Source organism: Pseudomonas sp. CDFA 610 (assembly GCF_021147865.1).
Taxonomy (GTDB): Bacteria; Pseudomonadota; Gammaproteobacteria; order Pseudomonadales; family Pseudomonadaceae; genus Aquipseudomonas; species Aquipseudomonas alliivorans.
Window position 1 is genome coordinate 255379 of the sequence record NZ_JAGTPM010000005.1, and the last position, 25450, is coordinate 280828.

Genomic DNA, 25450 nt, shown 5'->3' on the forward strand with positions numbered 1-25450 from the left:
CTTCCTGCCTAGCTCGCTTCTGTCTTGGGACGTGCCACTGAACACAGGCGCACGGAGTCCGCGAGAATCTCGATAGCCTTGGGCCTCGGGAAGCTTGCACGCCAGGCGATGGCAACCGTGCGGAATGGTACGGGTGGCGTCAGCGGGCGTACTTCGATCACGCCGGGCGCGTAGTGGTGACTGTCGACTGCCGACAACGGCAGGATCGAAATCCCCAGTCCTGACGCGACCATGTGGCGGATGGTCTCCAGCGAACTGGATTCCACGGTGGTGTGCCTGGCACCCTCGCTGCCTTTGGTCAGTGTAGGGCACGCTTCCAGAACCTGATCACGGAAACAGTGGCCTTCACCCAGCAACAGCAGGCTCTTGTCATTCAGGGCCGAGGCGTCAATGGTCTCTTTCTGAGTCCATGGGTGGTCGGCGGGCATCAGGACAGAGAAAGGCTCGTCATACAGAGGCAGCGTCAGTACGTCGGCTTCGTTGAACGGCAGCGCGATGATGACCGCATCCAGCTCACCGTTGCGCAGCTTGTCGCGCAGCACGTGAGTGAAGTTTTCCTCGATGTACAACGGCATCTGCGGGGCAACGCGATGCAATTGCGGAATCAGGTGGGGAAACAGGTACGGACCGACGGTGTAGATGGCGCCGACTTTCAGCGGTGCGGTCAGCTGATTCTTGCCGGCCTGGGCCAGTTCGCGAATGCCTTGCGCCTGTTCAAGCACCTTTTGCGCCTGAGCGACGATGCCTTCGCCGACCGGCGTCAGGCGCACGGCACTCTTGCTGCGCTCGAAAATCAGCACACCGAGTTCGTCTTCGAGTTTTTTGACACCCACTGACAGCGTAGGCTGGCTGACATGACAGCGTTCTGCGGCATGACCGAAGTGCTGTTCCTGAGCGAGCGTAACGATGTAGCGCAATTCTGTAAGAGTCATAACGTGCGTCCATGAAGTTGCGGCCCCAGCATAGCGGGTGCAATCGATAGACGCACGTTATCAGAGGCACTCTTGAGTAACAAAAGTGCGATTCAGCGTTTATCCAGCGAATAAACGAACGGTGCGAGGATTTCAATGGTGCCGTTGTTGAGGATTTCCGCAGGCGGCTTCGGCAAAGGCTGCGCACGACGGATCATCTCCATGGTTGCCCGATCAAGCGCCGGACTGCCCGAGCTGCTGGCAATCTCGTAGGACGAGACATTGCCCTGCGCATCCACGACGAAGCGCAGACGAGCCACCCCCTGCATACCGCGACGACGAGCATCTTCAGGGTACTTCTTGTATTTCCCCAGGTGACGCAGCAGGTCGCCCTGCCAACTTGGCAACGCGTTGCTCGGCGGTGCAGCAGGTGCCGGCGGTGTCGGAGCGGCCGATTTCTCGGGTTTGGCCGTGGTCGGGGGCGTATCCACCGGTTTGTCTTCGGCAGGTTTTTCCTCGGGCTTTGGCGGCTCAGGCTTCTTTTGCGGCTTTGGCGGCTGCGGTTTGGGCTTGGGCTTTTCCACCTTCTTGGGCACGACGATTTCCGGCTTCGGCGCTTCCACGACCTCTGGCACCTGCACCTGTTCTTCCGGTGCGGGCGGCTGAGGCGGCTGAACGACCTGAGGCGGTGGCGGCGGTGCGGGTTCCGGCAAAGGCGCCAGCTCGACCATCATGGCTGCCGGAGGCAGTTCGATGGCTTGAGAGGCCGGCCAGCGAAGAGCGACGATGATCGCAATCGCGTGTACGGCCAGCACCAACAACAGACTACCGCTATAGCGCGTCAGTTTTTGGCGCGTAGTGATCATTTCTTACCAGCCGTCTCAAGGCCTACCAGACCGACTTTCAGGTAACCCGCACCCCGAAGCGAGTTCATGACGTCCATCAGATCGCCGTAATCCACGCCCTTGTCGGCCTGGAAGAAGATCGTGGTGTCTTTCTTGCCTTTGGTGCGCGCATCCAGCACCTGGCCGATCTGTTCGCGCGAGACTTTCTCTTCGCCCAGGTACAGGCTCTTGTCAGTCTTGACGCTGAGGAAGATCGGCTTCTCGGGCCTGGGTTGCGGCGTCGCGGTAGACGCAGGCAGATCGACCTTGATGTCTACCGTGGCCAGAGGGGCCGCGACCATGAAGATGATCAGCAGCACCAGCATGACGTCGATGAACGGTGTGACGTTGATTTCGTGGTTTTCGGCGAGATCGTCGTCGCCTTCCTTCAGATGCATGCCCAAGGTTCAGCCCACCTTGACCATGTGTGGTGATTGGCTGCGTTCGGCAGATGGCTGGTGATCCAGATCACGGCTGACCAGCAGCAATACCTGCGCCGAGGCATCGGCGACCTGGGCCTTGTAACCGGCGATGGAGCGAGCGAAAACGTTATAGATGACCACCGCAGGAATCGCGGCAACCAGACCCAGCGCGGTTGCCAGCAAGGCTTCGGCGATGCCTGGCGCGACGACGGCGAGGTTGGTGGTCTGGGTCTTGGCGATGCCGATGAAGCTGTTCATGATGCCCCATACCGTGCCGAACAGGCCTACGAATGGCGCGGTGGAGCCGATGGTTGCCAGCACGCCGGTGCCGGAGCTCATGTTGCGGCCGCAGGCCGCGACCAGACGCTCCAGACGGAAGCTGACGCGTTCCTTGATGCCTTCGCGTTCACGGCTGTTGGTCGACAGGCGCATTTCTTCCATCGCGTCATGGACCAGCAGATTGGCCAGCGTGCCTTCCTTCGCAGCGGTTTCACCGGCTTCGGACAGGGTGCGGGCCTTCTTCAGGTTGGCGATTTCGATGCGCAGGCGGCGCTTGGCACCCAGCAGCTCGAAGCCCTTGGCGATCCAGATGGTCCAGGTGATGATCGAGGCGATGGCCAGACCGATCATGACCGCTTTCACCACCACGTCGGCGTTCTGATACATACCCCATGGCGACAGGTCGTGAGACATGCCCAGGCTATTGTCTTCGGCGGCAGGCTCAAGCGTCTCCACAGGCGCTGCGGTGTCAGCCTGAATCGGTGCTGATGCTGCGTTGGTCGCGGCAGGCGGCGTCGCAGGTGCCGACTGGTCGGCGATTGCAACGGGTGCGAGCATCAGGCTCAGGACGAGAGCCGCGATACCGCGCCATGCGCGAGGCACGCTGAATAGCTTGGTTGGCGAAGCGATTGATTGGATACGTGTCATGCTGGCCTGACCTGGGAGAATAAAAAGTGATCGTTCCAGTCGCCGTGCGTTACGTTCGGCGTTCCAGGGGAACAAATGGGCTGCCATTATTGCAAATCGTTCTTGTTAACAAAAGTAATACTGTATCTTTTTTACATATTGGTCTGAATATTTGACGTTTTCTGATGACTTACACGGTGTCTGATCACCGTCATGTGGAGATATGCAATGTCCGCCCCATCCGTTTTGATCGCTGGTTGCGGCGATATCGGCTCTCGACTGGCCACGCGCCTGCTGGCTCGTGACTGGTCCGTCCATGGGCTGCGGCGCACAGTTTCCGGGCTGCCCGAGGGTGTCTTGCCGGTACAGGGCGATCTGTTCGCGACCGCGAGACCTTCTGACTGGCCGGCTGGCCGGATCGACTACGTGGTGTATTGCGCAACGCCATCGCAACGCGACGAGGCCGGTTATCGAGACGCCTATGTCAACGGGTTGCGCCATGTACTGGGCTGGCTCGAAGAACAGGGCCAGCGGCCCAAACGTCTGTTTTTCGTGTCCAGCAGCGGTGTTTACGGCCAGCAGGAGGGCGAATGGGTCGACGAGACGTCCGTCACTGAGCCTGTCGGTTTTACCGGCACGGTCATGCTTGACGCCGAGCAACTCGCCCTGAACAGCGGCCTTCCTGCCACGGCTGTGAGATTGACCGGTATCTACGGGCCGGGCCGTGCAGATCTGTCCAACCGTGTGCGCCAGGGCCACAGCGTCAGGATCGATCCGCCGGTCTACGCCAATCGCATTCACGCCGACGATGCCGCGGGTCTGCTGGCGCACTTGCTTGAGGCCGATGATCGTGGCGTCGCCCTGGAGAACTGCTATCTGGGCGTGGACGACGACCCGGCTGCATTGGCTGATGTGGTGTCGTGGATTCGTGAGTATCTGGGCGTGACCGAATGGTCCGACGATGTCAGCGTGCAGCGGGTCGGCAGCAAGCGGTGCAGCAATGCGCGGGCAAGGGCATTGGGCTGGGCGCCGATGTATCCGGACTACAAAGCGGGTTACGCAGCCTTGCTCGGCTAAGGGTCGATCAAGGTCCGGTCGGCCCCTCACATCGTTCGGCGTGATTCGAAAAGGGCGTGGATCAGCATACCGACCACCATCGCGAGCGTGAACGCGATGGGCTGCCAACTGCCACTCAGCAGCAACGCCAGTGCCGGGCCAGGGCAAAGACCCGCCAAGGCCCAGCCAGCGCCGAACAACAGGCTGCCCAGAACGAGTCGTCGGTCGATCACCTTGAGGGTCGGTATCTGCATCGGTGCACCAAGCAGTGATTTCTGGCGACGCTGTGCAACCTGGAACGCGACGCTGGCTGGCAAGAGCGCTCCGGCCATAACCAGGGCCAATGACGGATCCCAGTCGCCTGCAATGTCCAGGAATGCGAGCACCTTCGCAGGGTCGGTCATGCCACTAAAGTAGAGCCCCAGACCGAAGAGCAGTCCGGCGATAAGTGCAGTCAGTTTGCGCATGCTTACACCCCGGCCACGTGACGAATCAGATACACGCAGGCGAAGCTGCTGCCCATGAAGCAGCAGACGGCAACGATTGATCGTGGCGACAGCCGTGACAGTCCGCATACGCCATGTCCACTGGTACATCCGGCACCATAGCGAGTGCCGATTCCGACCATCAGCCCCGCAACCAGCAGGGTGAAGACCTCGGTAGTGAATGAGGCCTCAGGCAGCCTTGCGCCCATTGACCAGATCAGTGGCGAGGCCAGCAAGCCGGTGAGGAACAGCAGTTTTTCGCCACGTCCTTCGCCTGCGCCTGACAGAACGCTGCCGAGCAATCCACTGATGCCGGCAATTCTGCCGTTGAACAAAATGAACAGGCTGGCTGCAAGGCCGATCAGCACGCCTCCGGCCAGCGACGTCCAAGGGGTGAAGTGGCTTGAAAGGCTTATCATGTCTCACCTGACAGCAGGATCATCGGATGGCAGCCGAAGCAGGTTGCTCAGTTGCTGGTGGACGGGCGCTGAAACTATTGCACAAAAAAGCGCCCATGAAGGGCGCTCTTTGTTGATCGGGCTTTACTAAACCACGGTTACTGCTGCTCAAGCAACCAGCGGCGAGTACCCGGGCGCAGTTCGGGCATCTGGTCGGCACCCGCGTTGTTCACCGCCTGGAAGATCTCCAGCTGCTTGCCTTTGCGGGCGAAGATCCACGGGTTGCCTTGCTCGGCCTTCTCCAGCCACATGCTGTCGTATTCGCCGCTCATGGCTGCACAATCGCCAGCCAGGCAGAGCGCGAAGCGATCGTTTTCCGGGAGACCCTGCACGCTGCCGTCCGGCATGAACTGCACGGTGCTGCCCTTGCCGTCGCCTTCGACGATGGTCCATTTGCCGCCCATGTAGGCCGCATACAGTGCTTTTTCAAAGCTGCTGCCTGGCTGCGCGCCTTCGGGTACGGTGTTTTTCGGTTTTTCGAAGTGTTGCTCAGGACCGGATTCGCTGGCGGCCTGAACCAGTTCGTCACCCTTGACGCTCAGGTCTTCGAAGAAATTACCGTAGAAGTCGATATGCAGCTTGCCTTCGGCGGCGCTGACGATCTTGCCTTCACCCAGCTCGAAGCCGTTGGAGTACACCGCCTGATTGGTCTTGGAGTTGATCTGCCACTCAAGATTGGGGCCGTTGGCGAGCAGCGCCTGACGCAGGTTGCCCTGCTTGACTGCGGCATCGATGGCGGTCTGGTTGATCCAGGTGCCGTCCGGATTGCGGTCGGCGATGCTGGAGCAGCCGCCGAGAACAACGGCCAGCAGTGAAATGGCGAGCGCGGAACGCATAACAGATTCCTTCCTTCAGGGAGAGCGGAGCGCAGCAACGCTCCGCTGGGGGATTTATTCGATGACGAGAATCGCGTCCATCTCGACCTGCGCGCCACGCGGCAGTGCAGCAACACCGATGGCTGCACGCGCCGGATAAGGCTGCGCGAAGTAGGTGCCCATGATCTCGTTGACCTTGGCGAAATGGCCCAGGTCGGTCAGGAAGATGTTCAGCTTCACGATGTCCTTGAACGAGCCGCCAGAGGCTTCGGCAACGGACTTCAGGTTCTCGAAGACCTGGGTGATCTGGGCTTCGATGCCGTCGACCAGTTCCATGGTTTTCGGGTCCAGAGGGATCTGGCCGGACATGTAGACGGTATTGCCAGCCTTGATCGCCTGCGAGTAAGGGCCGATGGCCGCCGGGGCTTTTTCGCTGGTGATGACAGTCTTGGTCATGAAGAACTCCTGAAAATGGGATTGCCTACGAGCGCATCCGGGTGATGCGTGTGACCCCGGTCAGTGCGCGTAGTTTCTTGATCACGCGGGCCAGATGCACTCGGTCGTGCACACTGACCACGAGCTGGACCACACTGATGCGGCCGTCGCGCTCGTCCATGCTGATTTTTTCGATGTTGCCGTCAGCGGCGTTGACGCTGCTGGCCAGCAGGGCGATCAGGCCGCGCTGATGCTCCAGCTCGACGCGCAGCTCGACATTGAATTCGCCGGTCACATCCTTGGCCCACGAGAGCTGGATGCACTTTTCCGGGTTGTGGCGGATTTCGCTGATGTTGCGGCAGTTGTCCAGGTGCACGACCATGCCCTTGCCGGCAGACAGGTGGCCCACAATCGGATCGCCCGGGATCGGCGTGCAGCACTTGGCGTAGCTGAGCACCAGGCCTTCGGTGCCGCGAATCGCCAGCGGACCTTCCGGACTTGGCAACTGATCGCCTTCGCCCAACAGGCGGCGGGCGACAACGTAAGCCATGCGATTGCCAAGACCGATGTCTTCGAGCAGGTCTTCCAGCACTTCGACACGGTATTCGTTCAAGGCCAGTTGCACGCGCTCGGCAGGAATCCTGTCCAGGCTGCTTTCGAAGCCATTGAGGACCTTGTTCAACAGGCGCTCGCCCAGACTGATGGATTCGGAGCGGCGTTGCAGCTTGAGGGCGTGACGAATGTGGGTGCGCGCCTTGCCAGTGACAACGAAGTTCAGCCATGCCGGGTTGGGGCGTGCGCCGGGTGCGCTGACGATTTCGACGGTCGAACCGCTCTGCAATGGTTCCGAGAGCGGCGCCAGTCGACGATTGATCCGGCAGGCGATGCAACTGTTGCCGACATCGGTGTGAACCGCATAAGCGAAGTCCACCGCCGTGGAGCCTTTGGGCAGCTCCATGATCCGGCCCTTGGGCGTGAAGACGTAGACCTCGTCCGGGAACAGGTCGATCTTGACGCTCTCGATGAATTCCAGCGAGTTGCCGGCACGCTGCTGCATTTCCAGCACGCCCTTGACCCACTGGCGGGCGCGAGCATGCGTGCCCTTGGGTTGTTCGTCGTCGCTGGATTTGTAGAGCCAGTGTGCGGCGATTCCGTTGTTGGCCATCTCTTCCATTTCACGAGTGCGGATCTGGATTTCGATGGGCACGCCGTGCATCCCGAACAGGGTGGTGTGCAGCGACTGGTAGCCGTTGGCCTTGGGAATTGCGATGTAATCCTTGAAGCGGCCGGGCAACGGTTTGTACAGATTATGCACAGCACCCAGCACGCGATAGCAGGTGTCGACCTTGTCGACGATGATGCGGAACGCGTAGACGTCCATGATCTCGTTGAAGGCCCGACGCTTGCCCCGCATCTTCTTGTAGATGCCGTACAGGTGCTTCTGTCGTCCGCTGACATCGCCTTCGATGCCGTCGACGGCAAGGCAATGGCTCAGGGATTCTTCGATTTTGTTGACCAGTTCCTTGCGGTTGCCACGGGCACGCTTGACCGCCTGATTGATCCGCGAGGACCGCATCGGGTACATGGCCTTGAAACCCAGATCCTCGAATTCGATCCGCACGCTGTGCATGCCCAGGCGGTTGGCGATGGGGGCATAGATTTCGAGGGTTTCTTTCGCGATGCGACGGCGCTTTTCACCGGACAGGACTTCCAGGGTGCGCATGTTGTGCAGGCGGTCGGCGAGCTTGACCAGAATCACGCGAATATCGCGGGCCATGGCCATGGCCATTTTCTGAAAGTTCTCGGCCTGTGCCTCGGCCTTGGTCTCGAAGTTCATCTGGGTCAGTTTGCTGACCCCATCGACCAGTTCGGCCACGGTTTCGCCAAACTGTGCGCTGAGCGCTTCCTTGGCAATCCCGGTGTCTTCGATCACGTCATGCAGCATCGCCGCCATCAGGCTCTGATGGTCCATGTGCATGTCGGCAAGAATATTCGCCACCGCGAGAGGGTGCGTGACGTAGGCTTCGCCGCTTCGACGGCGCTGGCCATCGTGGGCTTGTTCGGCGTAGAAATACGCTCGGCGGACCAGATTGACCTGGTCCTTGCCGAGGTAGGCCGACAGTCTGTCGGCGAGGGCGTCTATGCTCGGCAAGGCGCTACCCCCTGCCGATGGCTTTTACCCTGCGCCGTAACACGTCGACCCGGCATAGGCTTAGACGGCCTCGTTGGACTCGTCCTCGAACGCTGCGAACAATGGTTCATCTTCAACGATTTCGGCTTCTGCAATAACGGCATAATCCATAAGGCCGGCCGCGATTTCACGCAGGGCCACAACGGTAGGCTTGTCGTTTTCCCACGCCAGCTTCGGCTCTTTGCCGCCGGTGGCGAGTTGACGCGAACGCTTGGTAGCGAGCATGACCAGCTCGAAGCGGTTATCGACGTGTTCTAGGCAGTCTTCAACGGTCACGCGGGCCATGGGTATTCCTCGTAGCAAATGCGTATGCGCGATGCCCGGATGGGCGAGCGGACTCGGTAGTTTACAAGCGGACTACCGCAAGCAGCAAGCGGCATGCCACAAACGGTCTGTATATGACCTGCAGTCTGCCGCGTAGAAACAGCCTGATCAAGCCAGCAATTGCTGAAAAAGCTCGCTGTATTGCTCTTGCTGATGCTGCTGGGTCAGGCGATTGGCGCGGAAAATGGACTTCAGGTCTTCCAGCGCGCCGGCGAAATCATCGTTGACCACGATGTATTCGTACTCGTTGTAATGGCTCATCTCGCTGACGGCCTCACGCATCCGGTTTTCGATGATCTCGTCGCTGTCCTGGCCACGGTTGGTCAGACGCTGGCGCAGTGCCTGCTGGCTTGGCGGCAGGATGAAGATCGAACGGGTGTGAGGCATCTTGGCGCGAACCTGCTGGGCGCCCTGCCAGTCGATTTCCAGAATCAGGTCATGACCTTCATCCAGCGTCTGTTGCAGATGGCTTTGCGAGGTGCCGTACAGGTTGCCGAAGACTTCGGCCTGCTCGAGGAAATCGCCATGGTCGACCATGCGGGTAAATTCTGCGCGGTCAACGAAGTGGTAGTTCACCCCGTCTGCTTCGCCCGGGCGCATGGCGCGGGTGGTGTGCGACACCGAAACGCGGATCTGCGGCTGAGCCTGGATCAGGGCATTGACCAGGCTGGTCTTGCCTGCGCCGGATGGCGCGGAAATGATGTACAGGGTGCCGGATTTGTGGGTCATGTCAGGTTCAGCCTTACTCAATATTCTGCACTTGTTCACGCATCTGCTCGATCAACACTTTCAGGTTGACGGCCGCTTGCGTGCTGCGTGGGTCGAAGGCTTTGGAGCCCAGTGTGTTGGCTTCGCGATTCAGTTCCTGCATCAGGAAGTCCAGGCGGCGACCCGCCTGGCCGCCGGTCTTGAGTACGCGGCGTACTTCGGTGACGTGAGTGCTCAGACGATCCAGTTCTTCGGCGACGTCGCTTTTCTGCGCCAGCAGGACCATTTCCTGTTCCAGGCGCTGCGGATCCAGCTCGGCCTTCATGTCCGCGAAGCGATCCAGAACTTTCTGACGCTGGGTAGCGAGCATCTGCGGCACGAGCGTGCGCAGGGTGACGACTTCTTCAGTGATGGAGGTCAGTCGTTCGTCGAGCAGTTTCGCCAGATCAGCGCCTTCGCGGCCGCGGCCGTTCTTCAATTCGGTGAGTGCTTCGTTGAACAGCGTCAGTGCTTCGTTGTTGAGCGCCTGCGGGTCGTTGGCGTCGGCCACCAGAACACCAGGCCAGGCCAGCACTTCGAGTGGATTGAGCGGGGCGGGCTGCTTGATCAGGCCGGCAACGGATTCCGCTGCGGCGATCAACTGGCTGGCGCGCTCGCGATCCACCTGCAGGGGCTTGCCTGCAGTTTCTTCGACAAAGCGTAATGTGCATTCGATCTTGCCACGCGACAGCCCCTGACGCAGCGCTTCGCGAATCCCGCCTTCCAGGTCCCGGAATGACTCGGGCAGGCGCAGATGCGGTTCAAGGTAGCGATGATTGACCGAGCGCAGTTCCCAGCTCAGTGTGCCCTGGGCACCGGCCCGTTCTACTCGGGCGAAGGCAGTCATGCTGTGCACCATGGGAATACCTCTTGATTCAGTCCGGGCGGTCGAGTCCGCACATGCGTTGAGCGGCTGCCGTGGATGTCGTGAAAGCGGACAGGCTGCAAAGGCGCAGGATTGTAGCGCAGTGCGGCGCAGGCTCCCAATCCGGCAGTGTGACAAACCGTGCAAGACTTTTTTTGCCTGCACGGATAATGGCTCAAAGCCCCGTTTCAGAGCCTTTCAGTCTTGGCGGTCGGTCGGCGGCGACTTTAAGAGATGCCCTGTCCGGACGATGGCCTCTATAATGCTCGGCAGTTTTCCGTCTCAGTACAGGTATCCCAGATGAAACGTCCAAGTGGTCGCGCCGCCGATCAGCTCCGCTCGATCCGCATCACCCGCAACTACACCAAACACGCCGAGGGTTCTGTGCTGGTCGAGTTCGGTGACACCAAGGTGATCTGCACCGTCAGCGTCGAGAATGGCGTGCCGCGCTTCCTGAAAGGTCAGGGCCAGGGCTGGTTGACGGCTGAATATGGCATGCTGCCACGTGCCACTGGCGAGCGTAACCAGCGTGAAGCCAGCCGCGGCAAGCAGGGCGGTCGTACCCTGGAAATCCAGCGCCTGATCGGTCGTTCGCTGCGTGCTGCGCTGGACATGTCCAAGCTGGGCGATGTCACTCTGTACGTCGATTGCGATGTCATTCAGGCGGACGGCGGCACACGTACCGCGTCCATCACCGGCGCGATGGTTGCGCTCGCCGACGCCTTGAAAATGATCAAGAAGCGTGGCGGTCTGAAAGGCGGCGATCCACTCAAGCAGATGATTGCTGCGGTGTCGGTCGGCATGTATCAGGGCGAGCCAGTGCTTGATCTGGACTATCTGGAAGACTCCGCTGCCGAGACCGACCTGAACGTGGTCATGACCAGCGCAGGTGGTTTCATCGAAGTGCAGGGCACTGCCGAAGGCGCGCCGTTCCAGCCTGAAGAGCTGAACGCAATGCTGGCGCTGGCGCAGAAGGGTATGACCGAATTGTTCGAATTGCAGCGCGCCGCACTGGCCGACTGATAGTCCTGGAGCATGCCATGAGTGACAGCCAGCATCCGTTGCAGAAACCGGCTCAAAGCGCCCGTCAGTGGGCGATGCTCTGTCACTTGTCTGCATTCCTGGGGGTTGTGTTTCCGTTCGGCAATCTGCTGGGACCATTGATTCTCTGGCAGATGAAGAAGGACAGTGATCCGTTTATCGATGCGCAGGGCAGGGAAGCGCTGAATTTTCAGATCACGGTTGCGATTGCAGCCACGGTCAGCATCCTTCTGATGCTCGTGGTCATCGGCTTTGCGTTGTTCATGCTGGTGGGGCTCGGCGCTCTGGTGCTGACGATCATTGCTGGCGTGAAGGCCAACGAAGGGGTGGATTACCGCTACCCGTTCACTTGGCGGCTGCTGAAGTAACCACAATCGCAAGCAGCACAAAAAGCCGACATCAAGTCGGCTTTTTCGTGTTCGGGTGTCGCGTGGCAATCAGATCGTCAGGGTCCAGTCGTAGTCCACGATCAGCGGCGCGTGTTGCGAGAAGCGCGGCTGGCGGGGCAGACGGGCGCTACGCACGAAGCGGCGCAGACCAGGCGTCAGGATCTGGTAGTCGAAACGCCAGCCCAGATTCAGCATCTCGGCCTGCTCGTTGTCCGGCCACCAGCTGTACTGATCGCCTTCACGACTGACTTCGCGCAGGGCATCGACATAGCCCATGGTGCCAACGATCTCGTCCATCCAGGCGCGTTCCGGCGCCAGGAAGCCAGGAGATTGCTGGCTGTCGCGCCAGTTCTTGATGTCGAGCTTCTGCTGCGCCACATAGAGCGAACCGCAGTAAATGTATTCGCGACGCTTGCGGCGCTGCTTGTCCATGTACTTGCCGAAGTCGTCCATGAGCTTGAATTTCTGATTCAGGTCTTCATCCCCGTTCATCCCGGAAGGGAAGAGCAGGGTTGCAATACTGACTTTGTCGAAATCGGCTTGCAGGTAACGCCCGTAGCGGTCGGCTGTCTCGAAGCCGAGGCCGCTGATCACCGCCTTCGGTTGCAACCGCGAATAAAGCGCCACGCCACCCTGAGCGGGGACTTCGGCTTCGCAGGCATAGAGGAAGTAACCATCCAGCTGAAAAGCTGGATCATCCAGTTCAAAGGTGGAGGCGCGGGTGTCCTGTAAGCAGATGACGTCGGCATTCTGAGCTTGCAGCCAGCTGAGCAACCCGCGCTCGACCGCAGCCTGAATGCCATTTACGTTCACACTGATGATCCGCATAAATGGCCCCAAAAATCACGTGCGTGTATGATACCCGAGCTCTACCCAATTAGCTAAATCCGTGCTTTCGAGGCTTTTTTTATGCAGGCGTATCAACGCGATTTCATTCGTTTTGCCATAGATCGCGGCGTGCTGCGCTTCGGTGAGTTCACGCTCAAGTCTGGACGCACCAGCCCCTACTTCTTCAATGCCGGCCTGTTCAACAGTGGATCGGCCCTTGCGCAGCTCGGACGCTTCTACGCGGCAGCGGTAGTCGAAAGCGGCATTTCCTTTGATGTCCTGTTCGGGCCGGCCTACAAGGGCATTCCGCTGGCGGCCGCTACGGCTGTCGCACTGGCCGAGCATCATGACCGTGATCTGCCCTGGTGTTTCAACCGCAAGGAGGCCAAGGCGCACGGCGAAGGCGGCAGTCTGGTCGGCGCACCACTGACCGGTGATGTGTTGATTATCGACGACGTGATCACGGCCGGCACTGCCATTCGTGAAGTGATGCAGATCATCAGTGCCCAGGAAGCCAGGGCTGCGGGTGTTCTGATCGCATTGAACCGTCAGGAGCGTGGCAATGGTGAGTTGTCGGCGATTCAGGAAGTCGAGCGCGACTTCGGCATTCCAGTCGTGAGCATCGTTTCGTTGAATCAGGTGCTGGAATTTCTGGCGGATGATCCTCAGCTCAAGCAACACCTGCCTGCTGTAGAGGCTTACCGCTCGCAGTACGGTATCTGATATGCCGTTCCGGCGGGCGCACAGGCAATGCCCGTCAGGCGCTTTGCAGAGGCTTGTACGCGAATCGGGCACATTGACGCTGTGGCTGTGGCTCACTGTGCTTGCGTCCGCCTTCGTGCAGGCTGCCGAGTCTCCCGAGGTGCGGCTATACCGGTACATCGACAGTCGCGGTGTCACGGTCATCGACCGCCTGGGTGTGCCGGCCGAATACGTCGCCAATGGCTATGAAGTACTCAATGCCCGGGGTCGTGTGGTGCAGGTGATCCCGCCAGCGCCCACTACCGAGCAGATTCGTCAGGCCGAAGTCGCCAGGGTTCAGGCCGAGGCCGATGCAAAACTCCTCAGCCTGTACGGCAGCGTCGAAGAAGTGGACCGGGTAAAAACCCGCAAGCTGGCCGAGCTGGATACGCTGATCGACGTCGCTCAGGGCAACGTTCAGGGGCTCGCCACGCAACAGCGCAGCCTTCAAGGGCAGGCTGCCGATCAGGAGCGGGCAGGGCGTCCGGTTCCGCAATCGATCATCGAGCAATTGGATGACCTGCGCAGCCAACAGCAAAAGCTGCAGGCCGACATTGCAGGCTATCAGGCCTCACGCGCCAAGGCCGAGGCGGACTTTGCAGCCGACAGGGTGCGTGTACAGCAACTGACCCGCTGAGGTGAATGGAAAAACAAAGGCCCCGTCAGTGTCTGCTGGCGGGGCCTTTTTGTCGCTGAGGCGATGTGATCAGTAGCGCTTGCGGTTACTGATCAGCGTGCCTACGCCTGTGTCTGTGAAGATTTCCAGCAGCACGGCGTTCGGAACGCGCCCGTCGATGATGTGTGAAGTGGTCACGCCACCTTGCACGGCTTCCAGCGCACATTTGATCTTTGGCAGCATGCCGCCGTAGATCGTGCCGTCGGCAATCAAGGTATTCACTTGCTCGGTGGTCAGGCCGGTCAGGACCTGGCCCTGTTTGTCCATCAGGCCGGCAATATTGGTCAGCAGCATCAGCTTCTCGGCCTTGAGGGCCTCGGCAACCTTGCCTGCGACCAGGTCGGCGTTGATGTTGTAGGACTCACCATCCGCGCCCACGCCGATAGGCGCGATGACCGGGATGAAATCACCTTTGACCAGCATGTTGAGCAGGTCGGTATTGATGCCGACCACTTCGCCCACATGGCCGATGTCGATGATTTCAGGCTTGGTCATTTCCGGCGTCTGGCGCGTGACGGTCAGCTTCTTCGCACGAATCAGCTCCGCGTCTTTACCGGTCAGGCCGATGGCGCTGCCGCCATGACGGTTGATCAGGTTGACGATGTCCTTGTTGACCTGGCCACCCAGCACCATTTCCACAACGTCCATGGTCTGGGCGTCGGTGACGCGCATGCCATCGATGAAGTGGCTTTCGATCGACAGGCGCTTAAGCAGATCACCGATCTGAGGCCCCCCGCCATGGACGACCACCGGGTTGATGCCCACTGCTTTCATCAACACGATGTCGCGAGCGAAGCCGGTTTTCAGCTCTTCGCTTTCCATGGCGTTGCCGCCGTACTTGATAACCAGCGTCTTGCCGACAAAGCGGCGAATGTAAGGCAGCGCTTCGGAAAGGACCTTGGCTACATTAGAGGCGGCATCACGTTCGAGGGTCATTCAGGGCTCCAGTCAAAAGGGAAAGCAATCAAAAAGGAAGATCGAGGTCCGGCGCAACTTTCTTGAGCTCGGCGTGGAACACATCCTTGATGCGCTGCAACTCGGCCTCTGTTTCGGCTTCGAAGCGCAGCACCAGAACAGGCGTCGTGTTGGACGCGCGAACCAGGCCCCAGCCTTTCGGATAGTCTACGCGGACTCCGTCGATACTGGTCAGTTTGGCGTCGCCCCACTGGGCGTCTTTTTCAAGGGCTTCGATGATGCTGAACTTCGTGACGTCCGTCACCTTGATGTTGATCTCGGGCGTCGAAATGTCGTTCGGGAAGGTCTCGAACAGGTCTTCGGCAGAGGTCGACTCCTGGCTGAGGATTTCCAGCAGGCGTGCGGCGCTGTAGATGCCGTCGTCGAAACCGAACCAGCGCTCCTTGAAGAAGATATGGCCGCTCATTTCACCAGCGAGCAGGGCACCGCTTTTCTTCATTTCCTTCTTGATCAGCGAGTGACCGGTTTTCCACATGACCGGACGGCCACCGTGTTCGCTGATCAGCGGCGTCAGGCGGCGTGTGCATTTGACGTCGAAAATGATGTCGGCACCCGGATTGCGCTTCAGCACATCCAGCGCGAACAGCATCAGCAGGCGATCCGGATAAACCACGTTGCCCTTGTTGGTCACGACGCCGACACGGTCGCCGTCGCCGTCAAAGGCCAGACCCAGATCGGCGCCGGTCTCGTTGACCTTGGCAATCAGGTCCTGAAGGTTTTCCAGCTTGCCCGGATCCGGGTGGTGATTCGGGAAGTTGCCGTCGACTTCGGCGAACAGGGAAATCACTTCACAGCCCAGCGCTTCGATCAGTTGCGGAGCGATGACGCCTGCTGCGCCATTACCGCAATCGACCACGACCTTGAGCTTGCGAGCCATGACGATGTCGTCCTTGATCTGCTTGAAGTAGCGATCGAGGATGTTGACCCTGGTGATACTGCCTTTCTGCGACGTCAGGTTGTTGGTCTTGATGCGCTCGTGCAGCGCCTGGATCTGTTCGTTGGCCAGCGTGTCGCCAGCGATCACGATCTTGAAGCCGTTGTAATCCTTCGGGTTGTGGCTGCCTGTCAGCATGACGCCGGTCTTGCCTGCCAGCACGTTGGCTGCGTAATACAGCGCAGGCGTCGGCACCAGGCCTACATCGCTGACGTGGCAGCCGCTGTCGTGCAGGCCCTGAATCAGTTGTTCAACCAGCTCGGGGCCGGAAAGGCGGCCATCGCGGCCAACGCTGACGTTGGGTTCGTTCTGCGCCAGGCTCTCGGAGCCAATGGCGCGGCCGATCCAGTAGGCGGTCTCAGCGCTGAGGGTGTCCCCGACCACGCCACGGATGTCATAGGCGCGGAAAATGGTATCAGGGAGTTTGGGTGCCACGGATGCTGGGCTGTTCATAGCGATGGGATGCTCCGATCTCAGGAAGTCCTGGTTTTCGTCGAGAAGGTCGATATCGAGAATATCGGTATCTTGAAACAGCGGGTCCGTCCAATCGGTGCCGGGAGCAGCGACGGGGGGCGACTCGCTGCCTGTCGTCATGTGTGCGCCGGTTTCCCTGTTCGTGACCAGAGCGTGTGATGCCTGGGGTTGGCCACGAAGCGAAACACGAGCCAGAGCCTGAGCCAGACCGCCAAGGGCCGGGAGGCTCAAACCGAACGGTTTGACGGCTTTTCCGCTCGAGAGTTCTTGAAGCAACTGATCCAACTGACGAGCGTCATCGCAAATGAGGCGCTGCAAAGCCCTCTCGTTTCTATACATCCCAAGTATTACGCCTGCTGCGGCAATGATTGCAGCCAGTAACAGAAACAGAATCGGGGACGAACCTTTTGAAGCGGGACCCGGTGTGAATTCAACCTTCCAGCCTGGATACCCAGTGTCGAAAGTCTGCGGTTTGCCGCCGTCTGCCTGACCTCGCTCAAGGAAAATCTGTGCCGGCCCGTTGCCAAACTGCTGGCTCAGCACGACCCGCCCGGCACCCTCTTCAATGGTCGGCAGCGCGTTGATCAGGCGTTGCGGATCGAAGGCCAGCAGCAAGGTTCCACTGACTGGCTGGCCAGGGGCGGAGCGCACAGGTGCTGCGCTGTAGATCAGCCAGCGCTCGCCGGTCTTGCGTGCCTCGGGAGCAACCGTTTCACCTCGCGCTGCCTTGTTCAGCATGTCGAGTGTGGCATAGGTCACAGGCAACGGGCCGCCAGGGTCTACGTCGGCGAGACCCTTGGGATTGAGGCGCGCGCCAGCCAGACCATCCCAGCGCGTCAGGTGATCCTGCGCCGCGATCAACGCAGCGGCGTCGTTGCCTTGCAGGGCCTGTACCAGAAGCGGACCAGAGGCAGCCGCCTGGGTGTCGGCGCTGATCTGCCGGAGGGCCAGGTTGACCGCCTGCGCCTGACTACTGCCCCAGGCCTGGGTGACACGGTCTTGCTCCTGCGGACTGTTCGAGACGCCCAGCCATGCGACGACCAGCGCGATAACCAGCCCCGCAGCAGCGGGAATCAGGCCTGGGGAAAGCGACTGCATGCTCGCGGCGGGCAGTGGGTAGGCGGCCGATACGGGTTGTTTTGACGGATTATTCTGAGTGTCTTTCAACGACCTCTCCCCACGCTTCATCCCTTGAGCCGGTGCGATGTTTCAGCGGGCGATCAGTGGCTGCCGGAGTGCCCGAAACCGCCTGCGCCACGCTGGCTTTCATCGAACTCTTCAACCAGTTCGAAGTGCGCCTGTACCACAGGCACCAGCACCAGTTGCGCAATACGCTCGCCAATCGAAATGGTGAATGCAGTCTGGCCACGGTTCCAGCAGGACACCATCAGTTCGCCCTGATAATCGGAGTCGATCAGACCCACCAGGTTGCCCAGCACAATGCCGTGTTTGTGGCCAAGGCCCGAGCGCGGCAGGATCATCGCGGCAAGGCCGGGATCGCCAATGTAGATCGACAGGCCGGTGGGGATCAGCAAGGTCTGGCCCGGTTCGAGGACGGTGTCCTTCTTGAGCATGGCGCGCAGGTCCAGGCCGGCGGAGCCGACAGTGGCGTAGGCCGGAAGCGGAAATTCGTTGCCAATGCGAGGGTCGAGGATCTTGGCTTGTAGAGCGTGCATTCGTAGTTAAACCTGATTCATGCGGTCGGCGATAAAAGTGATCAGCTGGCGGGCAATCTTGGCCTTGCTGGTCTGGGCGAAAAGCGTTGCGTGCAACGCTCGGTCGATCACGCTGCAGGCGTTCTCTTCACTGTTGAAGCCAATGCTGGGGTTGGCCACGTCATTGGCGACGATCAGGTCGAGGTTCTTGCCCTTGAGCTTGCGTGCAGCATAGTCGAGAAGATGCTCGGTCTCGGCGGCAAAACCGACACTGAACGGGCGATCCGGGCGGGTGGCGATAGTGGCCAGAATGTCCGGGTTGCGGACCATCTGCAGCAACAGGCCGTCACCGTTCGTGGGATCTTTCTTGAGTTTGTGAGGCGCGATGACTTCCGGGCGGTAATCCGCAACCGCAGCCGAGGCGATGAACAGGTCGCAAGGAATCGCCGCTTCGCAGGCTGCCAGCATGTCGCGGGCGCTCACTACGTCGATGCGCGAGACGCGATCCGGTGTCGGCAGGTTCACGGGGCCGGTGATCAGCGTGACGCGCGCGCCCGCTTCCACAGCCGCTTCGGCGAGGGCGAACCCCATTTTGCCGGAGCTGTGGTTGGTGATGTAGCGCACCGGATCGATGTTTTCCTGAGTCGGGCCTGCGGTGATCACCACATGCTTGCCGGTCAGGCTCAGGCGCTGAAAGCAATCGGCCGCGCACTGCGCCAGATCGTTGGGTTCAAGCATGCGCCCGAAGCCCACGTCGCCGCAGGCCTGGCTGCCTGAGGCCGGGCCGAATACACGGAAATCACGGTCTTCCAGCAAGCGGGTATTGGCCTGCACCGACGCATCGCGCCACATGGCCTGGTTCATCGCAGGGGCGATGGCCACGGTGGCATCCGTCGCAAGCACGATGGTGGTCAGCAGGTCGTTGGCGATGCCCTGTGCCAACCGTGCGATCAGGTCGGCTGTCGCCGGGGCGATGAGGATCAGGTCTGCCCATTTGGCCAGTTCGATATGCCCCATCGCCGCTTCAGCGGCAGGGTCCAGAAGGTCCAGGTGTACGGGGTGGCCGGAAAGGGCCTGCATGGTCAGGGGTGTTATGAACTCGGCCCCGCCCCGGGTCATGACGACCCGGACTTCCGCACCCTGGTCGCGCAACCGGCGAACCAGTTCGGCGCTCTTGTACGCGGCAATGCCGCCGCCGACGCCCAGAACGATGCGTTTTCGATACAGCCGCTGCATAGGCCTGCCTTTTTGGTCAAGTGTTGACGCGACGGCCAGGACACCTCCCCAGGCCAGATCGTCGCGTAAAAAAGATGGGCTAAGATAGCACAGCGACCGCACCGGAACAGGTGCTCAACCACAGGGAAGTGCTATGAGTATTCGCAGTTGGCCCACGGCCGAACGCCCACGGGAACGTTTGCTGGAACTGGGGGCAGGCAGCCTGTCAGACGCCGAGTTGCTGGCGATCTTTCTGCGCACGGGAGTGGCCGGAAAAAGCGCTGTAGACCTGGCCCGTCATTTGTTGAATCAGTTTGGCGGACTGAGACCGTTACTGGATGCAAGTCTGGACGAATTCACCGGGCAACTGGGGCTGGGACCTGCAAAGTTCGCTCAGTTACAGGCGGTCATGGAAATGGCGCGTCGGCACATGGCCGAATCGTTGCGTCGTGATTCGGTGCTGGAAAGTCCTCTTCAGGTTCGCAGTTACCTGAAGGCGTTGCTGCGCCATGAGCCGCATGAAGTGTTTGGCTGCCTGTTTCTGGATAACAAGCATCGGGTCATGACCTTCGAAGTGCTGTTTCGCGGCACGATCAACTCGGCGTACGTGCACCCGCGGCAGGTGGTGAAGCGCGCCATGGCCCACAACGCCGCCAGTCTGATCCTGTGCCACAACCACCCTTCGGGCATTACCGACCCCAGTCGGTCCGACATCGACCTGACAAGGCGTCTCAAGGAAGCCTTGTTGCTGGTGGATGTTCAGGTGCTCGACCACGTGATTGTGGGTGATGGCGAGCCGCTGTCGATGGTGGAGCGGGGGTTGATGTAGCGAACACGTTCGTTCCCGTGCCGTGCGGGTTTATGCCGGTCTTTGACGTTGCGCCAACGGGCAATTGTTCACACCGTTGTGGGAGGCGGCTTGCCGGCGATAGCTTGAGCGCAGTCCCGGATATGGCGCTGCAGAAACCGCAGCGCCGGCAAGCCGACTCCCGCCGGAAACGGCGTTCATGCCGCGTTGAGCGTGGCCCACGCAGAGCATGGGCACGATCAAACGATTAGCTTGAGAGCCTTACTTCACCTGCACCTTGTAGAAGTCCTGCCGGCCGAACGGGCTGACCTGATAGCCCGTCACGTCCTTGCGCACCAGTGCGGCGGCGGTCGGGTGGGCGAGGGGGATCCACAGGGCCTGTTGCTGGATCTGCGTCTGTGCCTGGTGGTAGAGCTTGCTGCGTGCGGCCTGATCGCTGATGGACTTGCCGTCGCTGATCAGTTTGTCCAGCGTCTTGTCGCAGTAGCGGGCGAAGTTGGTGCCCGACTGCACGGCCGCGCAGGAGAACTGAGGCGTCAGGAAGTTATCCGGGTCGCCATTGTCGCCCGCCCAGCCCATGAACAGCAGATCGTGCTCACCCGCCTTGGCGCGGCGAATCAGCTCGCCCCACTCGATGACCCTGATTTCTGCATCAATGCCGATCTGCTTCAGATCGGCCTGAAGCATTTGTGCGCCCAGGCTCGGGTTCGGGTTCAGCAGACTCCCGGACGGACGTGTCCAGAGTGTGGTCTTGAAGCCATCTTTCAAACCGGCCTTGGCCAACAGCGCCTTGGCTTTGGCGACGTCATGAGGATAACCGGGCAGGTCCCTGGCGAAGCTCCAGGTGTTGGGCGGATAAGGCCCAATGGCGGTTTCGGCGGTGCCCTCGAACACAGCCTTCAGGTAGCTGGCCTTGTCGAAGGCCAGGTTAACCGCCTGACGGACTTCCGGTTTGTCGAACGGTGGATGCTGACTGTTGATCGCCACAAACGCGGTCATGAACGCCTCGGTCTTTTCAACCTTCAACGAAGCGTCCTTGCTGGCGGCCTGAATATCGAGGGGCTTGGGCGAAAGGGCGATCTGGCATTCGTTCTGGCGGATCTTCTGCAGGCGCACGTTGGCGTCCGGGGTGATGGCGTACACCAGCGTGTCGATGCCGGACTTGCCTGCAAAGTAATCGTCGAACGCCTCATAACGTACCACGGCGTCTTTCTGGAAGCGTTTGAACACGAACGGTCCCGTGCCGATGGGCTGGCTGTTCAGTTTCTCTGGCGTGCCCGCCTTCAGCAGTTGCGCGGTGTATTCGGCCGAATAGATCGAGGCGAAGCCCATGCTCAGCGTGGCGAGGAAGGTCGAATCGGCACGGTTGAGGGTGAATTTCACCGTGTGGATGTCAGGCGCATCGAGGGTCTTGATCAGTGCAGGCAACTGCATGGACTGCGCGTGCGGGAAGCCGCTCTGGGCGACCTTGTGCCACGGGTTTTGCGGATCGAGCATACGTTGGAAGCTGAACAGAACATCGTCGGCCGTCAGTTCACGGGTGGGTTTGAAGTAATCAGTGGTGTGGAACTTCACACCCGGGCGCAGCTTGAAGGTGTAGGTCAGGCCGTCCTCGGAAACGGTCCAGCTCTCCGCCAGGCCAGGCACCAGCTTGCCGCTTTTGGCATCGAAATCCACAAGGCGGTTCATCAGCACGTCGGCCGAAGCATTGGTGGTGGTCAGCGAGTTGTACTGCACCACGTCGAAGCCCTCGGGGCTGGCTTCGGTGCAGACCGCAAGGCTCGCGGCCTGAGAGGCAATCGGGAGCAGCAGCGGGACAAGCAAAAAGGGAAGTGCAGCAAGGCGCATGGCGAAATTCCTGTTCAGAAAGGGCCCCATCTGCCGGCGCAGTCTGGTGAGGGACTAACCCTAGACCATGTGCTGGCGCAGAACAATCGCCACGGAGCGACGAGCGGTCTTTTGCCAGCGCGCCCCGCATCGCTTGATTCAAGCGCCGCGCAAGGCCTGCCCGATTGCTGTAGAGTGCATTGCCTGTTGTTGCGCGCAAGGCTTTCTGGTATAAAGCAGCGCTCTTTTCTAGGGGCCCGGTTCCTTCACTGTAGGTGTAGCCGGTAAGACCCTTAAAGAAACGCGGCGCCTGGCGCCAAATGACTGAGAGATTAAGCGGCCAACCCATGCCGGGTTGGGCATGTGGTTTTAGAGGGCTGAGGCATGTCGAGAGTCTGTCAAGTTACCGGTAAGGGTCCGGTAACCGGGAATAACATTTCCCACGCAAACAACAAAACCCGTCGTCGTTTCCTGCCAAACCTGCAGCATCACCGCTTCTGGGTTGAAGGCGAGAAGCGTTTTGTTCGTCTGCGCGTATCTGCTAAAGGCATGCGTATCATCGACAAGCGTGGCATTGAAGTTGTGCTCGCTGAACTGCGTCGCGACGGCAAAATTTAAGGGAGAGAATCATGCGTGAATTGATCCGTTTGGTGTCGAGCGCTGGTACAGGCCATTTCTACACCACCGACAAGAACAAACGTACTACCCCGGATAAAATCGAAATCAAAAAATTCGATCCGGTTGTACGCAAGCACGTGATGTACAAGGAAGGCAAAATCAAGTAATTGATTCTGTCCCCTGCAAGAAAGCCCGCTTATGGCGGGCTTTTTTGTGCCTGTCATTCGGTTGGTTCTGCTAGAGGCAGTCAGCCACTGCCCTGAAAACGCAAACGCCCGGTGAGTGGCACCGGGCGTTCGCGGGCAGGCATTTATCAGTAGTATTTGAAGTCCGAAATCAGGCCCGCCGTGTCGACGGTGATGTGGATTCGGTTGTTATCGCGCATTCGGTCGCTGCGATCCATCGGGCCGACGATTCGGGTTCGGCCGGTCAGTTCGCCAATATAGGCCTTGACGGTGGGGACGTAACGGCTGCCGATCAGGTAGTGAAGGGCCTGGGTGATTTCTTCGTTGGTCATTTTTCATAATCCCTTATGAATGATGTCCGGATTGGACGTGCCTAGGGTCGTCCAATCACCCACGCGTCTGGCGTTACTTGCTTATATCTTTGGCCTCGAACACCACGTAAATCTTGCGGCAGGCTTCCAGCACTTCCCACGTGCCCTTGAAGCCTGCCGGGATGACGAACCGGTCTCCGGCCCGCAGCGTTTTGGCGCGGCCCTGATCGTCGCGCAGCACCGACACGCCCTGCACGATCTCGCAGTACTCATGCTCTGTGTAATTGACCTGCCATTGCCCGATCTCTCCCTGCCAGGCGCCAGCATTCATTTGCCCGCAGGGGCTGTTGTAGTGGTTGTAGACGGTTTGTTGCGGATCGCCTTTGAACACCTTTTCCGGTGCTGGCCGGTAGTGCTCGGCGGCGGTGTTGGCTTCGCTGAAGTCGACAATGCTTTCGATGCTCATGATGGCGGGTTCCTCAGGCTGAAATGATGGAGATTTGAGCGGCGTGACGGGCAATAGTGCCCGTTTTAGAGCGTTGTGGCCGTTTAATAAAATCAACAAACAAGCGCGTTTAGCGTTACGGGTGTCAAATATATTGGTTTTACCAGGCGGCTGGTTTAGGGTGGCGGTCACCCCGAAATTGCGAAATGTGTCTTTAATCAATCATGACACACGCCTGTTCAACAAGGAGGACATCCGCATGATCGCTCTGACCCGCGCCGACTGGGAAAAGCGTGCCCAGAACCTGAAGATCGAAGGTCGTGCCTTCATTCAGGGTGAGTACACGCACGCTGCGTCCGGCGAGACCTTTGACTGCATCAGTCCGGTGGATGGTCGCGTGCTTGCCAGCATCGCCAGTTGCGATGCCGCCGATGCCGAACGTGCCATCGCCAGTGCTCGCAGCACCTTCAACTCCGGCGTCTGGTCGCGTCTGGCACCGTCCAGGCGCAAGGCGGCCATGATCCGTTTCGCCGGTCTGCTCAAGCAGAATGCCGACGAGCTGGCGCTGCTTGAGACGCTGGATATGGGCAAGCCGATCAGCGATTCGCTGGGCGTCGATATTCCGGGTGCCGCCAATGCGCTGAGCTGGAGTGGCGAGGCCATCGACAAACTGTATGACGAGGTCGCCGCGACGCCTCATGACCAACTGGGTCTCGTCACACGCGAGCCGGTCGGTGTAGTCGCTGCCATCGTGCCGTGGAACTTCCCGCTGATGATGGCTTGCTGGAAGCTCGGTCCGGCGCTGTCGACCGGCAACTCCGTGGTCCTCAAGCCTTCGGAAAAATCGCCACTGACGGCCATTCGTATTGCGCAACTGGCCATCGAAGCGGGCATTCCCGCAGGTGTGCTCAACGTGCTGCCGGGCTACGGCCATACCGTTGGCAAGGCGCTGGCGCTGCACATGGACGTGGACACCGTGGTGTTTACCGGTTCGACGAAGATCGCCAAGCAGTTGCTGGTCTACTCCGGCGAATCGAACATGAAGCGTGTCTGGCTGGAAGCGGGCGGCAAGAGCCCGAATATTGTGTTTGCCGATGCGCCTGATCTGGAAGCGGCTGCGCACGCCGCCGCCAGTGCGATTGCTTTCAATCAGGGCGAGGTGTGCACGGCAGGATCGCGTCTGCTGGTCGAACGCTCCGTCAAGGACCGCTTCCTGCCGCTGGTCATCGAAGCGCTCAAGGGCTGGAAGCCGGGCAACCCGCTGGACCCCGCCACCAATGTCGGTGCGCTGGTCGATACCCAGCAGATGGACACCGTGCTCTCCTACATCGAGGCCGGTCATGCCGATGGCGCAAAACTGGTCGCGGGCGGCAAGCGCATCATGGAAGAAACCGGCGGCACTTATGTGGAGCCGACGATCTTCGATGGCGTGAATAACGCCATGAGAATCGCTCAGGAAGAAATCTTCGGGCCTGTGCTGTCGGTGTTGACCTTCGACACTGCCGAAGAGGCCATCCAGATCGCCAACGACACGCAGTACGGGCTTGCCGCTGCTGTCTGGACTTCCAACATCTCCAAGGCGCACCTGACCGCCAAGGCCCTGCGTGCCGGTAGTGTCTGGATCAATCAGTATGACGGTGGCGACATGACCGCACCGTTCGGTGGCTTCAAGCAGTCGGGTAACGGCCGTGACAAGTCGCTGCATGCGTTCGACAAATACACCGAGCTGAAAGCCACCTGGATCAAGCTGTAAGGCGGTTGCTCTCCTGAGGCGCCCCCTGCGTTTCAGCGCGGGGCGCATGATCGTTCCCATTCCTGTGTGCTAACGC

29 protein-coding genes are annotated in these 25450 nt (G+C 60.0%); 9 read left to right on the forward strand and 20 right to left on the reverse strand.

The genetic code is table 11. The annotated features are described in order from the left end of the window. Positions 1-8 precede the first annotated feature (8 nt). From KDX39_RS11190 to exbB, 4 genes are all read right to left on the reverse strand, one after another. On the reverse strand, positions 9-932 hold the full coding sequence (locus KDX39_RS11190) for a hydrogen peroxide-inducible genes activator (protein ID WP_004887197.1): 924 nt from the start codon (positions 930-932) through the stop codon (positions 9-11). 92 nt (positions 933-1024) lie between these two features. Further along, the gene (locus KDX39_RS11195) at positions 1025-1777 is read right to left on the reverse strand and encodes an energy transducer TonB (protein ID WP_099230900.1); all 753 of its coding nucleotides are present in this window, start codon (positions 1775-1777) and stop codon (positions 1025-1027) included. After that, on the reverse strand, positions 1774-2199 hold the full coding sequence (gene exbD / locus KDX39_RS11200) for a TonB system transport protein ExbD (RefSeq protein WP_231660421.1): 426 nt from the start codon (positions 2197-2199) through the stop codon (positions 1774-1776). The genes KDX39_RS11195 and exbD overlap by 4 nt, the downstream gene beginning before the upstream one ends. Before the next feature lie 3 nt (positions 2200-2202). Then, positions 2203-3144 (reverse strand): tonB-system energizer ExbB, encoded by a 942-nt coding sequence (gene exbB / locus KDX39_RS11205; RefSeq protein WP_231660422.1) that lies wholly within the window; start codon positions 3142-3144, stop codon positions 2203-2205. 207 nt (positions 3145-3351) lie between these two features. Between exbB and KDX39_RS11210 the strand changes: the two genes are divergently transcribed. Next, positions 3352-4200, forward strand: coding sequence for an SDR family oxidoreductase (locus KDX39_RS11210; RefSeq protein ID WP_231660423.1), 849 nt, complete (start codon positions 3352-3354; stop codon positions 4198-4200). A gap of 26 nt (positions 4201-4226) precedes the next feature. Here the strand turns inward: KDX39_RS11210 and KDX39_RS11215 are convergent, their stop codons facing one another. The 8 genes from KDX39_RS11215 to KDX39_RS11250 form a co-directional block, all read right to left on the reverse strand. Beyond that, positions 4227-4646: a YeeE/YedE family protein gene (locus KDX39_RS11215; RefSeq protein WP_231660424.1), complete on the reverse strand. Its 420-nt coding sequence runs from the start codon at positions 4644-4646 to the stop codon at positions 4227-4229. A gap of 2 nt (positions 4647-4648) precedes the next feature. Next, positions 4649-5083: a YeeE/YedE family protein gene (locus tag KDX39_RS11220; protein ID WP_231660425.1), complete on the reverse strand. Its 435-nt coding sequence runs from the start codon at positions 5081-5083 to the stop codon at positions 4649-4651. A 137-nt stretch (positions 5084-5220) separates the two neighbouring features. Next, positions 5221-5958 carry a hypothetical protein gene (locus KDX39_RS11225; protein ID WP_231660426.1) on the reverse strand — a complete coding sequence of 246 codons (738 nt, stop codon included), beginning with the start codon at positions 5956-5958 and terminating at the stop codon, positions 5221-5223. A 54-nt stretch (positions 5959-6012) separates the two neighbouring features. Further along, complete coding sequence (locus tag KDX39_RS11230; RefSeq protein WP_231660427.1) at positions 6013-6393, reverse strand: RidA family protein; 381 nt, start codon at positions 6391-6393, stop codon at positions 6013-6015. 25 nt (positions 6394-6418) lie between these two features. After that, positions 6419-8524 (reverse strand): bifunctional GTP diphosphokinase/guanosine-3',5'-bis pyrophosphate 3'-pyrophosphohydrolase, encoded by a 2106-nt coding sequence (gene spoT, locus KDX39_RS11235; protein WP_231660428.1) that lies wholly within the window; start codon positions 8522-8524, stop codon positions 6419-6421. A gap of 60 nt (positions 8525-8584) precedes the next feature. Continuing rightward, entirely contained in the window at positions 8585-8848 is a 264-nt protein-coding gene (rpoZ, locus tag KDX39_RS11240) for a DNA-directed RNA polymerase subunit omega (RefSeq protein WP_004887180.1), read from the reverse strand. 147 nt (positions 8849-8995) lie between these two features. Beyond that, positions 8996-9616, reverse strand: coding sequence for a guanylate kinase (gmk, locus tag KDX39_RS11245; protein WP_231660429.1), 621 nt, complete (start codon positions 9614-9616; stop codon positions 8996-8998). A 13-nt stretch (positions 9617-9629) separates the two neighbouring features. Next, on the reverse strand, positions 9630-10493 hold the full coding sequence (locus KDX39_RS11250; protein ID WP_099230890.1) for a YicC/YloC family endoribonuclease: 864 nt from the start codon (positions 10491-10493) through the stop codon (positions 9630-9632). Between the two features lie 306 nt (positions 10494-10799). On the opposite strand from KDX39_RS11250, the gene rph reads away from it, so the two are divergent. Together rph and KDX39_RS11260 are read left to right on the forward strand one after the other, a co-directional pair. Further along, complete coding sequence (gene rph, locus KDX39_RS11255; protein WP_058416131.1) at positions 10800-11522, forward strand: ribonuclease PH; 723 nt, start codon at positions 10800-10802, stop codon at positions 11520-11522. 17 nt (positions 11523-11539) lie between these two features. After that, the gene (locus tag KDX39_RS11260) at positions 11540-11908 is read left to right on the forward strand and encodes a DUF4870 domain-containing protein (protein ID WP_231660430.1); all 369 of its coding nucleotides are present in this window, start codon (positions 11540-11542) and stop codon (positions 11906-11908) included. A 69-nt stretch (positions 11909-11977) separates the two neighbouring features. On the opposite strand, the gene KDX39_RS11265 is transcribed toward KDX39_RS11260, so the two are convergent. Next, positions 11978-12757, reverse strand: coding sequence for an exodeoxyribonuclease III (locus KDX39_RS11265; RefSeq protein ID WP_002551505.1), 780 nt, complete (start codon positions 12755-12757; stop codon positions 11978-11980). Between the two features lie 81 nt (positions 12758-12838). Between KDX39_RS11265 and pyrE the strand changes: the two genes are divergently transcribed. Together pyrE and KDX39_RS11275 are read left to right on the forward strand one after the other, a co-directional pair. Beyond that, positions 12839-13480: an orotate phosphoribosyltransferase gene (gene pyrE, locus KDX39_RS11270; protein ID WP_099230886.1), complete on the forward strand. Its 642-nt coding sequence runs from the start codon at positions 12839-12841 to the stop codon at positions 13478-13480. 73 nt (positions 13481-13553) lie between these two features. Further along, positions 13554-14135, forward strand: coding sequence for a DUF4124 domain-containing protein (locus KDX39_RS11275; RefSeq protein WP_269439884.1), 582 nt, complete (start codon positions 13554-13556; stop codon positions 14133-14135). 69 nt (positions 14136-14204) lie between these two features. On the opposite strand, the gene argB is transcribed toward KDX39_RS11275, so the two are convergent. From argB to coaBC, 4 genes are read right to left on the reverse strand one after another with little or no spacing between them, the layout of a single operon-like run. Then, complete coding sequence (gene argB / locus KDX39_RS11280; protein ID WP_083185034.1) at positions 14205-15110, reverse strand: acetylglutamate kinase; 906 nt, start codon at positions 15108-15110, stop codon at positions 14205-14207. 28 nt (positions 15111-15138) lie between these two features. Further along, the gene (locus KDX39_RS26420; protein WP_331462076.1) at positions 15139-17724 is read right to left on the reverse strand and encodes a phosphomannomutase/phosphoglucomutase; all 2586 of its coding nucleotides are present in this window, start codon (positions 17722-17724) and stop codon (positions 15139-15141) included. Positions 17725-17777: 53 nt separating this feature from the next. Continuing rightward, positions 17778-18233 (reverse strand): dUTP diphosphatase, encoded by a 456-nt coding sequence (gene dut, locus KDX39_RS11290; RefSeq protein WP_231660432.1) that lies wholly within the window; start codon positions 18231-18233, stop codon positions 17778-17780. A gap of 6 nt (positions 18234-18239) precedes the next feature. Next, entirely contained in the window at positions 18240-19448 is a 1209-nt protein-coding gene (gene coaBC / locus KDX39_RS11295; RefSeq protein WP_231660433.1) for a bifunctional phosphopantothenoylcysteine decarboxylase/phosphopantothenate--cysteine ligase CoaBC, read from the reverse strand. Between the two features lie 133 nt (positions 19449-19581). Here coaBC and radC point away from each other — a divergent pair, with 133 nt between their 5' ends. Next, positions 19582-20256: a RadC family protein gene (gene radC, locus KDX39_RS11300; RefSeq protein ID WP_099230880.1), complete on the forward strand. Its 675-nt coding sequence runs from the start codon at positions 19582-19584 to the stop codon at positions 20254-20256. A 240-nt stretch (positions 20257-20496) separates the two neighbouring features. Here the strand turns inward: radC and KDX39_RS11305 are convergent, their stop codons facing one another. Then, positions 20497-22083, reverse strand: a complete 1587-nt coding sequence (locus KDX39_RS11305) for an ABC transporter substrate-binding protein (RefSeq protein WP_231660434.1) — start codon at positions 22081-22083, stop codon at positions 20497-20499. Between the two features lie 363 nt (positions 22084-22446). Between KDX39_RS11305 and rpmB the strand changes: the two genes are divergently transcribed. Together rpmB and rpmG are read left to right on the forward strand one after the other, a co-directional pair. Next, complete coding sequence (rpmB, locus tag KDX39_RS11310) at positions 22447-22680, forward strand: 50S ribosomal protein L28 (protein ID WP_002551514.1); 234 nt, start codon at positions 22447-22449, stop codon at positions 22678-22680. Positions 22681-22691: 11 nt separating this feature from the next. Further along, the gene (rpmG, locus tag KDX39_RS11315; RefSeq protein ID WP_004887154.1) at positions 22692-22847 is read left to right on the forward strand and encodes a 50S ribosomal protein L33; all 156 of its coding nucleotides are present in this window, start codon (positions 22692-22694) and stop codon (positions 22845-22847) included. Positions 22848-22993: 146 nt separating this feature from the next. Here the strand turns inward: rpmG and KDX39_RS11320 are convergent, their stop codons facing one another. Both KDX39_RS11320 and KDX39_RS11325 read right to left on the reverse strand, forming a co-directional pair. Further along, positions 22994-23197 carry a hypothetical protein gene (locus tag KDX39_RS11320; protein WP_099230876.1) on the reverse strand — a complete coding sequence of 68 codons (204 nt, stop codon included), beginning with the start codon at positions 23195-23197 and terminating at the stop codon, positions 22994-22996. A 73-nt stretch (positions 23198-23270) separates the two neighbouring features. Next, positions 23271-23642: a cupin domain-containing protein gene (locus tag KDX39_RS11325; protein WP_231660532.1), complete on the reverse strand. Its 372-nt coding sequence runs from the start codon at positions 23640-23642 to the stop codon at positions 23271-23273. Positions 23643-23880: 238 nt separating this feature from the next. On the opposite strand from KDX39_RS11325, the gene KDX39_RS11330 reads away from it, so the two are divergent. Continuing rightward, entirely contained in the window at positions 23881-25374 is a 1494-nt protein-coding gene (locus tag KDX39_RS11330) for an aldehyde dehydrogenase (RefSeq protein ID WP_231660435.1), read from the forward strand. The last annotated feature ends 76 nt before the right edge of the window (positions 25375-25450 follow it).